General features: G+C 43.5%; 12 protein-coding genes and 1 pseudogene. 9 read left to right on the forward strand and 4 right to left on the reverse strand.

The genetic code is table 11. From position 1 onward, the window contains the following. Window positions 1–121: 121 nt before the first annotated feature. Window positions 122–1,099, forward strand: a complete 978-nt coding sequence (locus L3V77_RS11995; RefSeq protein ID WP_275134375.1) for a zinc ABC transporter substrate-binding protein — start codon at window positions 122–124, stop codon at window positions 1,097–1,099. Between the two features lie 415 nt (window positions 1,100–1,514). Here the strand turns inward: L3V77_RS11995 and L3V77_RS12000 are convergent, their stop codons facing one another. Then, window positions 1,515–2,261: a DUF364 domain-containing protein gene (locus tag L3V77_RS12000; protein WP_275134376.1), complete on the reverse strand. Its 747-nt coding sequence runs from the start codon at window positions 2,259–2,261 to the stop codon at window positions 1,515–1,517. A 192-nt stretch (window positions 2,262–2,453) separates the two neighbouring features. Between L3V77_RS12000 and L3V77_RS12005 the strand changes: the two genes are divergently transcribed. The 5 genes from L3V77_RS12005 (at window position 2,454) to L3V77_RS12025 (ending at window position 8,269) form a co-directional block, all read left to right on the forward strand. Continuing rightward, entirely contained in the window at window positions 2,454–4,454 is a 2,001-nt protein-coding gene (locus tag L3V77_RS12005) for a TonB-dependent receptor (protein ID WP_275134377.1), read from the forward strand. Between the two features lie 13 nt (window positions 4,455–4,467). Beyond that, window positions 4,468–5,475: a PhnD/SsuA/transferrin family substrate-binding protein gene (locus L3V77_RS12010; protein WP_275134378.1), complete on the forward strand. Its 1,008-nt coding sequence runs from the start codon at window positions 4,468–4,470 to the stop codon at window positions 5,473–5,475. A 92-nt stretch (window positions 5,476–5,567) separates the two neighbouring features. Next, complete coding sequence (locus L3V77_RS12015; protein ID WP_275134379.1) at window positions 5,568–6,338, forward strand: ABC transporter permease; 771 nt, start codon at window positions 5,568–5,570, stop codon at window positions 6,336–6,338. After that, a complete protein-coding gene (locus tag L3V77_RS12020) occupies window positions 6,331–7,083 on the forward strand; it encodes an ATP-binding cassette domain-containing protein (RefSeq protein ID WP_275134380.1) in 753 nt (250 codons plus the stop codon). Before L3V77_RS12015 ends, L3V77_RS12020 begins: the two co-directional genes overlap by 8 nt. Next, window positions 7,076–8,269 carry an NnrS family protein gene (locus L3V77_RS12025; protein WP_275134381.1) on the forward strand — a complete coding sequence of 398 codons (1,194 nt, stop codon included), beginning with the start codon at window positions 7,076–7,078 and terminating at the stop codon, window positions 8,267–8,269. Before L3V77_RS12020 ends, L3V77_RS12025 begins: the two co-directional genes overlap by 8 nt. Before the next feature lie 57 nt (window positions 8,270–8,326). On the opposite strand, the gene L3V77_RS12030 is transcribed toward L3V77_RS12025, so the two are convergent. Both L3V77_RS12030 and L3V77_RS12035 read right to left on the reverse strand, forming a co-directional pair. Next, a complete protein-coding gene (locus L3V77_RS12030; RefSeq protein WP_275134382.1) occupies window positions 8,327–8,650 on the reverse strand; it encodes a cupin domain-containing protein in 324 nt (107 codons plus the stop codon). A gap of 2 nt (window positions 8,651–8,652) precedes the next feature. Beyond that, on the reverse strand, window positions 8,653–9,459 hold the full coding sequence (locus L3V77_RS12035) for a methyltransferase domain-containing protein (protein ID WP_275134383.1): 807 nt from the start codon (window positions 9,457–9,459) through the stop codon (window positions 8,653–8,655). Between the two features lie 203 nt (window positions 9,460–9,662). Here L3V77_RS12035 and L3V77_RS12040 point away from each other — a divergent pair, with 203 nt between their 5' ends. Beyond that, complete coding sequence (locus tag L3V77_RS12040; RefSeq protein ID WP_275134384.1) at window positions 9,663–10,343, forward strand: Crp/Fnr family transcriptional regulator; 681 nt, start codon at window positions 9,663–9,665, stop codon at window positions 10,341–10,343. 788 nt (window positions 10,344–11,131) lie between these two features. On the opposite strand, the pseudogene L3V77_RS12045 reads toward L3V77_RS12040, so the two are convergent. Continuing rightward, window positions 11,132–11,245, reverse strand: a pseudogene (locus L3V77_RS12045) (IS3 family transposase); the annotation flags it as partial. A gap of 438 nt (window positions 11,246–11,683) precedes the next feature. Here L3V77_RS12045 and L3V77_RS12050 point away from each other — a divergent pair. Together L3V77_RS12050 and L3V77_RS12055 are read left to right on the forward strand one after the other, a co-directional pair. After that, the gene (locus L3V77_RS12050; protein ID WP_275134385.1) at window positions 11,684–12,664 is read left to right on the forward strand and encodes a TIM barrel protein; all 981 of its coding nucleotides are present in this window, start codon (window positions 11,684–11,686) and stop codon (window positions 12,662–12,664) included. A gap of 30 nt (window positions 12,665–12,694) precedes the next feature. Then, complete coding sequence (locus L3V77_RS12055; RefSeq protein ID WP_275134386.1) at window positions 12,695–13,732, forward strand: substrate-binding domain-containing protein; 1,038 nt, start codon at window positions 12,695–12,697, stop codon at window positions 13,730–13,732. Window positions 13,733–13,751: the final 19 nt, after the last annotated feature.

Below are 13,751 nucleotides of genomic sequence, written 5' to 3' on the forward strand. Positions count from 1 at the left end.
TTGGCTAAGTTTTTAAAAAAAACAAATGCCACATTCACTAAATGTTATGTTATAACATAACATAAATAGTTACCACTCATGATATTTTTGATATCGATAAGAACCTCATTAGGAGAAAATCATGCTCAAGAAAGCCTTATTAGGCACTTTTATTAGCTTAGCCACATCCTCATTGGCTCACGCTCAAGTTCCTAAAGTAGCGGTTGATATCGCTCCCCTGCACTCGCTCGTTACACAGGTTATGGGTGAGGTAGGAAAACCTGAGTTACTGATTCGTCCAGAAGCTTCGCCACACGAGTACGCGTTACGTCCTTCTGAAGCCAAAGCGCTGTCTGAAGCAGATATCGTTTTTTGGATTGGAGAAGGCTTAACCCCGTGGCTTGAAAAGCCACTAACTAGTCTAGCGGGTTCTGCAATTCAGATTGAAATGACGGAATCAAAAGACACAACGCTTTATGACTTCCGAGAGGGGGCAACATTTGAGGGCCATGAAGAGCATAAAGAGCATGGTGACAAACATGACCACGACCATGAACAGCATCATGAAGAAGAAAGCGATGAAGCAGAGCATCACCATCACCATGAAGGCCATGACCCGCATGCATGGTTAGATCCTAAGAATGCAGCCGTCTGGGTAAACACCATTTTAGAGGCCTTGGTTGACGCCGACCCTGAGCACGCACAAGCCTATCAAGATAACGCAAAAGCGACGATTGCTCGTTTAAGTCAACTGACTACCGATATAGAGAAACAGGCTAACGACCTGAAAGGTATCAAGTTCATCGTTTTTCATGATGCCTACCAATATTTTGAACAGCGCTTTAATCTAACCGCAACTGGAGCGATTTCGTTATCTGACGCATCGGATCCAAGTCCAGCTAGAGTCAAAGAGATTCGTCAAACGGTGAAAGATCTGGGTGTTAGCTGCGTATTCACAGAACCACAGTACAATCCAAAGTTGGTCAACACGGTTTTCGAAGGTTCAACGGTTACCACTATTGGGACGATGGATCCAATCGGTGCCGATATTGCTATCGGATCAGATCAATACACCTCGCTGTTGATCGCCATGATTAACAGCCTTAAGCAGTGCCAATAATAATACTAAATTAAACAGTCCTTTCTGCGCATTCAATTAGCGCAGAAAGGCTTCTATATTCATTCCCTAATATTTTCACTTGTCTACACTGTAGTAGAACACTGTTTTTGGTCACCTTATTAGAGCGATTGTCCAACTATAGTTCCAGTTTTATGGAATTACTAAAAGTAGGTCAAATTGAGAACGATGAAATGTGTTAAGTAAAAATACTAACGCACAAAGGGGTAAAACTTTCTTAGCCGTACTTCTCACACAACTCGTTTCTGGACAGAACTTTTCATCTACACTCTGTGTTTACCTGATTTACTTTATGCCGAATTTTTAGCAAAGCATACAATGCACTACCAACCTTTGAAGCACTAAGTACCCCAAAACTTTCCAGCTTAATTTTTGGTCTATAAACTCCATCAGAATCTCACAAAATTAAGTGTCTGCTTACAGCTATATTATCCAGCATAATCATGGTGCCTGATTCAAGAATAAACGTTTCTGCGGCATCAGCATCAATGATAACGGCACCACTAAGTTCGGTTAGTCCGAAGTTAAATAGTAGTGGACACAATGGTGTACTCGGTCCGACCAATATGCGACTGGAAACCATGGCGCTTTGCTCTAGAATGGATGGGAGGCTTCCGTTCATTAGAGTTTGAGCAGTGATCGCTAATTGTTTGGCTTCGGCGTAGGCTTGTGGTGCATCTTCAACAGAGGTATCTCCCGGTTTTGGTTCTCTTTCTATAATTCGCGATAGTGGCAGGCGTTTTTGTGCCCCTCTGAAACCACCAACAATCACAACATTTTCTCCCGGAGCCTCTATCGCAGAAAGCCCACCCATTTCAGTTACAAATTTCTCTGCTTCTGGAAAAAGTTCCTTTCTGTTCCACCAAGCATTGACGGCCGCGAGTCCTAAAGATCGCATCAAGGAATCAGGAGAACACAGGTATCCGGCAAGTTCACCTAACGTTTTGCCAGAAAAACCCTCTGAAGGCCGAATAGTTCGAGCACCTTCAGTACCTCTGTCTGGACTTCTTGCCACGCCGCATAGATCACCAGCTCTTACCATCGTCCAGTTCAATCCTATAATAACTTTATCGACAAGAGTGTCGCTGTTGACACTGCCTGCCAGTACCTGTTCCATTGTTATGTTCAGTTCGTTCTCGCTCATGTGCTCTCCTGACATTTTTTAGTAGCTTCTTCTATTAGATATTCATATGCCAAATGACACACTTGATTATTATCAAGGGTGTCAGTAGTGAACCTAGATTAGAATGAGAATTGTTATCATTTGATTTGAGCAGTGGTATGTCACAAACCAGATGATGGATTTCCTCACAAATGAGTAGTTAAAGGGACAAAAATGGGAAACATAAACTGGTATACCCACTCCATTAGAAGAGCGTCAAGGAGTAAAGTATCGTTGGCGATATCCTGTGCGTTACTGCTAACAACAAATGTCGCACAAGCAGAAGATTTTATTCCCCAACTTAAGGCACATGGCAAGCCTTCTCCGTTTGCGGTTATGCCACTGTACGACCTGAATCAGCCGGGAGGAGAGATGCCTTATGTTCAGCCTCAGGCCGAACCAACACAAGGTGCAATTGATACTGTCGTCAACTCAAGCTCAAGAACAGCGCTTGTAGGCACTTCGTATAACAGTGCTACTGGTGGACATGAAACCTTTGCTGATGTACGAAAGAAAGGCACCAAGTTTTATGGTCGCGCTATCATTGTGGATGAATCCGCGAGTGAATATGACGGTGAGTCTGGTGAAGAAATACGTTTTGGCTACGACAGGCAGGCTGGCCAAATTGTATTGGGTACAACCCCTAGAAGCAGTACTGATGTAAAGCTAGTTTATATTAGGGATATTATTGAAGATAACAAGAACCCCATAGCGACAGGCGTTGGATACTACGGTGGCGCACTGAAGGTTGCGGGCGGCTATGGTGTTGATCCCATCGACACGGATCGTCAGGTTGCAAAACTGATGTGGGATGAGAACGTAAATGGTTCTATTGTTCAGGATTTTCACCTTGAGTTCTCTTCTATCTCCTTAGACAGAACAGCCGATAACTATAGCCTTAGAGACACGCCTGTAGCGCAACAGCAAAAAGCAAAAGTAGACCGCACAGTTAATGGTTTTAAAGCTGATTCCGACTTAATGGTCCTTGGCTCAAAAGTTAACCTTGCGCTTGATTATTCCGATATCAGCCACGATGCAAAAAGATATGGTGGTCCAAATACGGCAGGTCTTGATTATGTGAGTGCATACCACTATCCGGGTGTAGAGATGGATGAGTGGCTACTTTCTGCGGTTTCCGAGTTCGATGTAGCGACAGCACAAACAGTAACGTTTGGTGTTAACTACAAATATGTAGACGCAACAGCGACCAACGCGACGCGTGCTACTAACACCCCTGGTGCCGGCAATATGAGTGCGCTTCAGCTTTATCAGACATACTACGGTGATGTCGATTTGGATCAGAGTGAAGGCAACTTTAGCGCCAAGCTTCAGTGGGATTATGATAATGCTTCAGGCCTGACAGGCTATGCCTCAGTAGCAAACTTCTTCCGTTCTCCGGATACTCAGGAGCGGTACTTTGCTGTTACTTCATTTGCTGGTGTACAGGATCAACCTGTGGGTACCAGTGCTCGCGCGGTAGGTAACCCGGATATTGAGTGGGAACAGCACAGAAGAATTGAAGCGGGTATAGGTAAGTCGAGTGAAAACTGGGTGAATTATGGTAGAACCCGTGGTCATGGTATGGCATGGGATATAGATGCTACAGTTTATTACGATGATATCAATGACTTTATTACTCGTGACCGTGCACGAGCGCAAGCAGGGATCTCAGTAAGCGATTATGCGCGAATCTGGCGTAACGTTGATGCAACGATGTCTGCAATTGAAATCGATGCTAAAGCCAATCTGACTAGAAAATTTGCTACTCGCCTAGTGTTGAACTTTACAGACGGTGAAAACACGACGGACGATCGCGATCTTTACTATGTTTCTCCATTCGAAGGTAATCTTTTCTTCGACTACTCCGATTACCTAAGCACAGGTGGTACCTGGAACGTAGGTACTCAAATTCGTTATGTAGCAGAGCAAAACAGCGTTGATGCCGACCCAACAACGGGCAGTGGTTATGACGGTGGTGAAGCAGATTCATTTACTACAGTAGGCTTATATGCATCGGCGCAGTTTAAAGACCGATACGGCATTAAAGTAGGTGTCGATAACCTGACTAACGAATCTTACACCGACAGCATGGCGAAGTTCTCGCTCGAAGGTAATCGAGTTCTTGTAGAAGCACCGGAGCGTAGCTTCTATGTCGCCATTGCTGCAAACTTTTAAGGAGAACAAAAGAATGAGTACTACAAGAAGAGAATTTCTTCGTAATTGCGGATTTGTTGGTGCAACGGTAGCAGGTAGCAGCCTGATTCCGGGGATGGCGTTTGCGAATGGGAATAAAAAACGTAATCAACTAACTATGTATGGCCCACCTGTTGGCCCTTCAGTAACACTGGCGCATGCAGCTGAAACGGGAGCAATCCCAAGTCTGGTTGAAAACCTGAGCTTTGAAACCTACCGCAACCCGGACGTTCTTAGAACGAACTTTGTCGCTGGTCGCTGGGAGTTAGCTGGTACGCCAAGTTATGTAGCAGCAAACCTGCATAATAAGGGCTTGAAAGTTCGTCTGATGAACATGATGACCTGGGGACTTTTGTATGTAATTTCAGCAGATGAAAACGTAAAAACAATAGAAGATCTAAAAGGTCAGGATATTGTTATGCCATTTAAAGCCGATATGCCTGACCTGGTGTTCCAGCATGTTGCCGCTAAAAAGGGTATGGCTGTCGACAAGGATTATCGCCTGAACTATGTAAGTAGTCCGTTTGAAGGTTTGCAGTTATTGCTATCCGGACGCGCGAAACATGCGGTATTGCCTGAGCCAGCTGCTACAGCAGCGTTGCTGAAAGGTCTGAAGTCTGCGAAGAAAATGACGCGAGTCATCGACCTTCAGAGCGTATGGGGAGAAGTGACGGGCGGACCTGCGCGTATTCCACAGGCAGGTATGATGGTTTCTGATTCGCTTCTGGATGAGATGCCAGATCTGCCAGACAGACTAAACGCAGCTCTTACTCGCTCAACTAACTGGGTGGTAAATAACCCAACCAGTGCTGGACGGTTGGGTGAAGCCTATATGGCTCTGAAAGCACCTGTGATTGAACGTTCGATACCGTTTTGTAATTTTGGTCTGTCCAAAGCAAAAGATATTCAGAGCGAAATTGAGAGCTTCTACTCGATACTTGCGGAGACTAACCCGGCAATTATTGGTGGTCAGCTACCACCTGATGAATTCTATCTGGGTTAGCACCTACCATCCTTTATCATTATCCCGGAAATTGCCTGAGCAATTGTCCGGGACCTTCTGATAGGCAATAGATAATAAGGTACATAAAATAGATGGACTGGCTTAAACGTGTTTGCCACTATCTTTGGAGCGGATTTGGTGCTCTGGCCAGCATACTGGTCTTTTTTGCGTTCTGGGACTACGGAAATCACGTGTACGGTGATTTTATTCTCCCGTCACCACAAGATTCTCTGACGAAGCTGTTCCAGTTATTTCAGCATGGCGCTGCCGCAGAGTTTCTTTGGATAACCACCTACCGGGCATTGGTTGGTTTTGGGTTCGCGATTATTGTCGGTAGTCTACTGGGCACGCTTGCCGGGTTATCTGTGACGCTTTCAATGGCGGTGCGGCCTTTGGTGACGATTTTGATCGGAGTCCCGCCTATTGCATGGATTGTGTTAGCGTTACTTTGGTTTGGTGCTGATGATAGCACACCGATTTTTACTATCGCAGTAACTGCTCTCCCAATTACCTTTGCTGCCGGTGTGCAGGGAGCAAGGACGCTTGAAACGAATTTAACTGAAATGGCAAAGAGCTTTGGTGCATCAAGATGGATAACTTTTTACGACGTCCATCTTCCACACATTCTCTCTTATTTGTTTCCTTCCTGGGTCACTGCTCTTGGTACGTCCTGGAAAGTCGTGGTTATGGCTGAGCTATTATCCAGCAACAGTGGAGTTGGCGCAGGACTTGCTGCAGCGCGGGTAAATATCGATACCCCGGCCACAATGGCTTGGATCGTGGCCATTGTCACTGTACTCCTAATTGCAGAGTACGCTGTATTTGAACCGTTTAAGCGTCGGGTGGAGAAGTGGCGTGAATAATAAAAAGAATTTATCAATCTGTAATCTATGCCACTCGTTCGATAACGAATTGGTACTGGATAATATCAATATCAACCTTGAACAGGGTCAAGTGATGGCAATCGTTGGACGTTCAGGCTGTGGTAAATCGACTCTGCTCAATCTTGTTGCCGACCTATTAGAAGCTGACGAGGGATCAATAACTAACGGTTTTTCCACCACAGCAATACTGTTTCAGGATACCAGGCTTTTACCCTGGAAAAATACCAGAGACAATATTAGCTGGGGAATGAAGGCTAAGCGAGTCGATAAAAACATCCGAAATGAGATAGCAGCGGATTTAGCGTTAGAAGTAGGCTTAGTAGAAGAGGACTTAGACAAGTATCCTCACGAGCTCAGTGGAGGAATGAGGCAAAGAGTAGCAATGGCACGTTCTTTTGCGGTTAAACCCGAACTATTGCTGTTAGATGAGCCCTTCAGCGCGCTAGATATCGGCTTAAAAGAGGATCTCTATTCTTTGCTAATTTCTGAGATCGAACAGAGTGGACTGACTGTGCTGTTTATTACTCACGACCTAATGGAAGCGGTAAAGCTGGCAGACCAGATAGTGGTTTTAAGTGATAATCCGGGGCGGCAGGTCTACAACTATCAGTGCGAGGTTCCTCGTCAAAACAGAGGGCAGGACTACCTTTACACGACCGCTATGAACCTGGTGAAAATCGATGTTGTTAAGCAAGCATTCCAGACAGGGGGAAACAATGAGTAAGTACGCCTCCATTTTAGATTTCGATGCACCTTTGTACGCCTGTGGTTTTCGACCTTTCTATTTGCTGACAGCTCTGTATTCCATTGCACTGGTTTTTCATTGGGTTTTATTCTCACAGGTTCAATCTACGGTCCTCTCTGAGGCTGAGATGATCTGGTATTCGCATGAATTGGTGTTCGGTATAGGATCAAGTGCCATTGCTGGGTTTTTATTAACGGCATTTCCTGCATGGACTAATACACCTCGAGTTTCAGGCCAACAACTGATGCTGGTAGTGACATGCTGGGCACTTAGCCGGATATTTGCCTGGGGAAATGGTTATATTGGTCTGACTCCAATGGCACTGGCAAATATCGCCTTTGTTGCTCTGCTTTTATGGCACCTTTTTCGACCTGTTGTTGATAAAAAGCAACGACGACATCGAATCTTTTACTATCAGTTATGGCTTTATTTCACAGCGATGTTGGTCGTTTATTATCTCTGGATCTCAGGAAACTCTGGACTCACGTTGCAATGGCTTCAAACAAGTGGTGGCATATATATTATTATGCTGATGACCGTTTTAAGCCGGATGTCTATGGTTGTTGTCAATCATGCACTTGAACGATTTGCGGTCACCAATAAGAGGCATTTGGCGAAACCTCCAAGGCGGGACTTTTCTATTGGCATCATACTCATTTACCTTGCGATAGATTTGTGGTTGCCAAGTAGCTCCATATCTGGTTGGTTAGCTCTGGCATGCGCAGCATCGGTTCTTAACATCCTCAACGATTGGCACCTACCCAAGGCCTGGCGAGATATTTATTATCAGTCTGCGTACTCGTTCTATCTGTTCATCGCAGCTGGATTTGTTGCTATAGGTTGGGAGAACATATGGGGAACATCCTATGAGCTTCCGGCGCACATGTTGTTTTCTGCTGCTGCAGGGATTGCAGTCATGTTAGCCATGCTGGTTGTGGGGCAGAAGCATACTGGATACCCTCTTGACTATCTTATCGCGATTAGGTTGATGCTTATTCTGATGCCCGCTGTTGCGGTACTTCAATTCGGAATGATGATAGGAGCATTTTCTCAACAGGTTAGCCAACCTCTAACCGCTACCTTTGTTGCAATAAGTTTTTCGCTCTATATGAAGGTGTTTATAGGTAAACACATCAATGTCAGAGTGAATAGTAAAAAGGGTTAGATAGTACGAAAAGAAAAATCGGACGAGAGTTCATCCGATTTTTTATCCCTGAGGAGGTTATTTAGGATCTCTCAGAAGGTAAAGCATAAGCTTCAATGGTGTTTTAGCGACAATACTGTGTGGCAGGTGTGCATCCATATGTACCCATGCCCCAGCTTTCATCTCTTTTGCTTCATCTTCTAAGGTGAAAACACACTCACCTTCAATAATTTGAGCAACCGCTGGTACCGCTGCCGTATGCTTCGTCATTTCTTCACCATCGGCAAAACCAAAAATGACAGCTCTTAGCTTATCGCTTTTATAAATAGGGCGACTAGTAATACCTACCTTTGGAGTCTCTACCGTATCAGCCAAATCTTCGTAATATGAATATTCAAACATGTTTAATGTTCCTTTTTCTTTGCTACCAGCGTAATGGCAGCGAGATTTTCTTTGTGTTTTCTAAATACTTTTCGCATGCCTATTACTCTGCTTCTTGCTTGTGGTTTAGTAAGCAGGTTCTTGGCTATTTTCAGGAAACCAAAGATTCCCTCATCATCGATCATTCGCTTTGGTTCAAGTAGGTGCATAGGCGCGACCGCTTCTGATTCTATTTCAAAACCATTGTCGATCATAAGTTGCTTCCATTCAGATGGTGTCAGTGGCTTAGCTGGATGCTGAATGGTTTCAGACACTTCTTTCTGGATAGAACGTTTCTTATCATTATCGATACTGTCTGGTGAGATGCAGAGTTCGTGAATACCATAGCGGCCACCTTGTTCCAGAATTCGGGCTGCTTCCGCAATTATTTCGCTCTTTCTGGCATCGGACTGCATGGTCAGCATTGCCTCACCATATACAACGGTCGCTACCTTGCTATTAAGACCTGTATCCTGCGCATTTCCTACTTTACATGTCTGCTCATTGCCGTTGAGGTAAGAGCGTACTATTTCAGCTGCTTGCTCATCTTGCTCAATCGCTATATAGCTTCCTGGTGTTTGTTCAAGGCATATCCGGGCCGTATAACCCATACCGGGTGCAAACTCCACCACCTTGTCATAAGGCGTAATTTTTAAACCCTGTAGCATTTTCAGGGTCAGTTCCTTGCCTCCGGGACGTAGTACTTTTTTACCTAACTGGGCCAGAACCCAATGGCCGGGAGTTTTTGAGACTTTTCGGTTTTCATTTGGCATTGCCAACTTTTCTGACATATCGACTCCTAGGCCGTAAGCATTATAGGGACAACTAAACAGACAACAGCTACAAGAGTTATCCATCTAAAAACCGAGCTGATGTTTTCCATAACAGATCCTTACGTTGGTAGTTGTGTTAATATTGATAATGATTATTATTTGCATTCTATATCTATAAACGAAAAGCTCAGCTTGATTATTGTCAAGGTAAGGATTTAACAGTGTCGAATTCCATTCTTTCTCTGCTTAATGAAGAACAGAAAAAACAGCTATGTGAAGCTCGTAAATCTCTTAAGTATGGTGTAGGTCATCAGTTGTTTAATCAGGGAGACAGCGCAGACTATATGTATCTGGTGGGTAAAGGTAAGGTATCATTGTATCGGTTAATGCCAAACGGTGATGAGAAGCTGTTTAAAGTGTTCCTTGCTGGAGAACTTATTGCTGAAATGGCTATGTTTATGAGCCCAAGGAAGTACCCGATGAGTGCGAGAGTTGAGCAAGATACCGAGCTATCCGCCTATGGATATCAGGATGTTTTAAATATGTTTTCCAGTTCACCGGAGCTATCTGTAAAGGTGATGACATTTATGAGCAACAAGATATGTCATCTTATGAACACACTGAATATTCTTACTCAAGTTAATGCTAACCAAAGGTTGGTGATGAGGCTAGCAGAGATTTACCGTGCTCAAATAGTGAAAGAGGATACCGTCGCCCTTCCTGTCACAAAAAGATTGTTGGCAACTCAGCTAGGAATGACACCTGAAACCCTATCCAGAGCCATTAAAAAGCTCAAAACCGATGGGCACATTATAGAGTCCAGCAATCATATTACCCTTGTAGATATTACTGCATTGTGTCACTCAGTTGACTTAACACCTGAGATTTTTGAGCGCTCCTAAAATCGTAGAAAGTCAGCTTAACCCATACGTTTCCTATTGCCTCAGTGCCATTGGACCGAAAATATGAACTCAGAAATATTCGTTTTTCATTCAGACTCTTTATTATTAAATAATGATGTACATGAATTTATCGAATTTTAAAAGCCATTTTTGCACAAAAATGTCCAGAAACGTGCGCGCCTCGGTTTTGGCCTGACATTAGAAAATTAGGTCAAACTACGATTTAGAAAAGCAAGAAACTGAAAGCTCATACATAATGGGGCAGAAGTAAGCTTGCCACATACGGTTCTTAGCTTTAAACTAACTTTGAGAGCCTCGGGTATCCCTGCTTTTTCTTGGAGTTGCTATTTACTGTCTGGCCAGAAGTAATTGTATCGAATTGAACTTGGCTTAATTGCAAAGCAGACCACCGAGGACATACGATAAGTCTAGGTGCTTTCCCTCCCATATACTTTGGTGATAAAACACCCGACGCTGCACACAGAATGTGTTCCCTCTTCGATTTGAATGACAAACCTTCTGTAGCTGTTTACAAAGCCATAGGCATTGCCTGTGGCTTTGTCGTATCTGGGACTAAAAAAACTGGTGCAGCAGGCTTACACACAAATTAATCTATTGATAGTTTCTTATACTCTAAACACGTTTAGGGGCATTTTCAATTTAGAAAGTGCGAACTGTAACGTTTCTGGACAACAACGAGTTTCGATATTTCAAATATCAGCAATGCATCAATCACAGGTATGGCAAAGTCACTTAACTCAATGTCTAGTAATCATGGTGCGGATCAATTTAAGCCTCGCATAGAAACCGCTTCGTTCAATACCAAGTGTTTGGCACATCAAGCGGACGAGATACCGACTGAGTCTATTTTTTATGAACGTGTATTTTCCTTTGACTCGCTTGCGGAAAGTCTCCTATTTTAGGTACAGCCATAGCATTAGTTAACTTGACAGTACCAAATTTTCAGTAAATGACGTGCTCCTTTCCAACTTTCTTATGGGAAAATTTTCTTTCAATAAAGCACTTTACTATTTAAATACAGCTAGTTACAAGCGCCACTGGGTGAATTCCATATAAGATAGGACTTGATTTTCATTTAAGGTTGCAATTTAGCTTATAGGTTGTTAATTATTTGTATTGAAGCGAGCCCAATCACATTATGTCCTCGCCTCTACTCTAGTAATCCTTTCTGACGATTAAGAAAAATATGATGCTAACTGCTTTTCATCCTTATTTTCTATACACATTTGAGAACTACATCACAATCGTTTCTAACTATACTAACTTCACAAAAAACGACTGTAGCATGAAGTACATCATATACCTATTGAGAAACCAACATGACAGAATTACGATTTGCGACAAGGCTTAACTCTTTTGGATCTGCACCACATCGATATTGGCCCGAACAAGCATCCAAGCCTACAGTTGCACAAATGATAGAGCGTGCAGGCACAGTAAAAGGATTAACACACCTTGACCTCAATTACCCACAGCACATTACAAGCGATATAGAAACAACGAAACAACAAATTGAATCAGCTGGACTCCAAGTTAATGGAATACAGATGCGTTGGGATGATCCTAGGTTTAAAATTGGTGCTTTTACTAACCCCGATCCTACGATTCGTAGAGATGCTATTGAGCTGACAAAAAAAGGCATAGATGCGGGCCGAGAGTTTGGTACAGACCTAATGACGCTTTGGATGGGACAAGATGGGTTTGACTACTGTTTCCAAGCTGATTATAAGAAAATTTGGGAAGACGCGGTAAGTGCACTAAAAGAAGTAGCAGAATACGCGCCAGACTTTAAGATCAGTATTGAATACAAGCCAAATGAGCCTCGTTCATTTGCTATTTATCCTAATGTAACCACTTGCCTATTAGCGGTCGAAGAAGCTGGCTGCCCTAATTTGGGAATCACATTAGATTTCGCACATGTATTATACGCAAACGAGATACCTGCATATGCTGCGGCTATGGTTGCACGTCGCTCAAACCTTTATGGTTTGGATCTCAACGATGGCTGGGGCAAACGTGATGATGGGCTAATGGTTGCTTCGGTAAACTCCCGAGCCACACTTGAATTTCTATTACAGATGAAACGTGATGGATACCAAGGCGCGTATTACTTCGATACCTTCCCTGACGCAAGCGGCCTAGACCCTGTTCGTGAGGCAGAGTTAAACATCAAAACCGTAAAACGTCTTTTAAATATCTGTGAAGACCTAGAAAAGTCTAAAGAGCTTCAGGATGCGATTTCTCAACAAGATGCAGTTACTGCTCAGTACATTGTTGACGACATCATGTATTCAAAATAATAAAAAACTATACCCTACAAGGAAATAATAATGACAACACGAATAGCAACTCTCGTCGCTGGATTGTTAGTCTCTACGACGACCTTCGCAAACTTGGCCCCTCTTAACTCAGATACTGAAGCTGATCGTATGGATTGGTCGGAACTTCAATCGACCTTTGGAGAGATTCCCACTTTTGACAAAGATATCAAAATTGGTGGTGTGTCAAAAACCCTGACAAATGAATATTGGCGTTCGCTGGGCAAAGGTTACCAAAATTTCGCTCAGCAACACGATGTAACCGTTGTTTACCAAGCTGCTGCCAATGAAGACGACCAACTAGGTCAACTTTCTATTGCTGAAACGCTAATAACTCAAGGGTTTGACGGGTTATTGGTTTCACCACAAACGGATGCCAATTTAGAGCCTGCCGCGATGGTGGCTAAACGTAAAGGGGTTGTAGTAGTTAACGTCAATGATGCGGTAATGCCAACCGCAACTAATTATGTAGGTAACGTCCAAAAAGACAATGGTGTTCGTGTCGCGCAGTGGTTTATCGATAATCACAAAGACGGTGGCAAAGTGGCCGTTATTGAAGGTCAAGCTGGCGTTTTTGCCGCTGGTCAACGTACACAAGGCTTCTCAGAAACAATTAAAGGCAATGGCAAGTTTGATCTTGTAGCAAGTGTGCCGGCGAACTGGAGTCGTGAGAAAGCTTATAATGCCTGCTCAACCATTTTACAACAACACCCTGATTTAATTGGTTTTTATAATAATAACGACGGAATGGCCTTGGGGTGTGTAGAAGCAGTCCGTGCGCAAGATAAATCAGACCAAGTATCTGTATTTGGTACCGATGGTATTTCTGATGCGTATGACTCGATTCGACGTGGTGAGCTAACTGGTACGGTTGATAGTTTCCCTGTATTGACTGGAGAAGTCGCCATGGAGGTATCTCTTCGCTTATTGGGTCAACAAGATTTACCACGTGTAGTTTCTACTCCTCAAGCACTAATTACCGCAGACAACGTTGAAAAATACTCAATTGATGACACTGCAAAGTTACGCAAGCTATTGCTAGCCCAATAAAAATGAGGTAGTTCCATGG

It is taken from the genome of Vibrio sp. DW001, from assembly GCF_029016285.1.
GTDB lineage: Bacteria > Pseudomonadota > Gammaproteobacteria > Enterobacterales > Vibrionaceae > Vibrio.